The following is a 1,135-nucleotide window of genomic DNA, read 5'->3' as shown; positions in this document are numbered from 1 at the left end:
GGCGTTGTTGCGTAAATCAGGCGTAGAGACGACATGATCTGTGTGCTCTCAATCTCAGGCGATACGGACGGACTGCGGGCGAGCGAGGGCTACCATGCGATTGAGTACACCCGCACGGATTGATACCTCGGTGGCTTGCGAGCCCGTCGCGCGCGCCCACAGACAGGAGCCCGTGAGTACCTTGAGCCGGTACATCAAGGTCTCGGCGAGCGATCGCCGGTGGTAGCCGCTCGCCTGCTTCCATTCGCGCCTGCTGCTTCCTTCGATAGCGGCAATAGCTGCATTGCGCCAGGTGGCGCCGGGCGTGCGGTCTGGCCACGGCTTCGCTCCCTCGCGCGGCGGAATCGACGGGCTGGCGCCACGCGCGGCGATCTGCGCGTGACAAGGCTTGGTGTCGTAAGCGCCATCGCCTGCGATGGTATCGATCATTACATCAGCCGGAATCTGGTCGAGCAGATCGGGCAACACTTCGCCATCGCCTTCGTCCTGATGGGTCATCAGCGCGGCGCAGATCTGGCCTGTGTTCGCATCCATCGCGAGGTGCACCTTGCGCCAGGTGCGACGCTTGGACCAGCCATGCTTGCGCACCTTCCACTCGCCTTCGCCGTAAACCTTCAGCCCGGTGCTGTCGATCACGAGGTGCATGGGCTCATGGGGACGTTGCGCCGGCAGCGCGACCTTGAGGGTCTGGGCGCGACGGCTCAAGGTCGTGTAGTTGGGTACCGGCAAGCTCGGAAAGGCGAGCTTGCGCAAGCTCTGGGCGAAGCCTTGCAGTGCGCGCAGCGGCAGATGAAAGACTTGCTTGAGACTGAGCAGCATCTGGATCGCTGCATCGCTGTAGACACGCGGTCGGCCGTGCCTGGTCGGGCCAGCCTCGGGTACCTGCGTCAGTACGCCTTCATCAATCCACATGGTTACATCGCCTCTTGCGATCAAGCCCGCGTTGTAATCCCGCCAGTTCCTGACGCGGTACACCCCTTTGGGTTCGCTGGCCTTGCGTTCGTCCTTGCGCATCTTCTCGGGGAAAAAATCGAGAATCTACGCAGCTCGATGCGAAGTTAACATCCTGGTCAACCCGAGCGTTGCACGTAAACGTCAGTCCACCTGGAAGCGCCCCAATTTCTGCAACAACGCC

At 62.0% G+C, this 1,135-nt stretch carries 1 protein-coding gene; it reads right to left on the bottom strand.

Going from position 1 to position 1,135, the window contains the following annotated elements; genetic code table 11:
- Positions 1-54 precede the first annotated feature (54 nt).
- Positions 55-1,014, bottom strand: coding sequence for an IS5 family transposase (locus tag PWP93_RS37310; protein ID WP_421026637.1), 960 nt, complete (start codon positions 1,012-1,014; stop codon positions 55-57).
- Positions 1,015-1,135 lie beyond the last annotated feature (121 nt).

Origin of the sequence: Paraburkholderia sp. A1RI-2L (assembly GCF_048957375.1) — a bacterium.
Lineage (GTDB): Bacteria > Pseudomonadota > Gammaproteobacteria > Burkholderiales > Burkholderiaceae > Paraburkholderia.
This window is presented reverse-complemented; position numbering and strand designations above follow the sequence as displayed.

What these genes read in the sequence shown, in the direction of transcription:
- PWP93_RS37310 (WP_421026637.1), bottom strand. Translation starts at nt 1,014, where the DNA reads ATGCGCAAGGACGAACGCAAGGCCAGCGAACCCAAAGGGGTGTACCGC.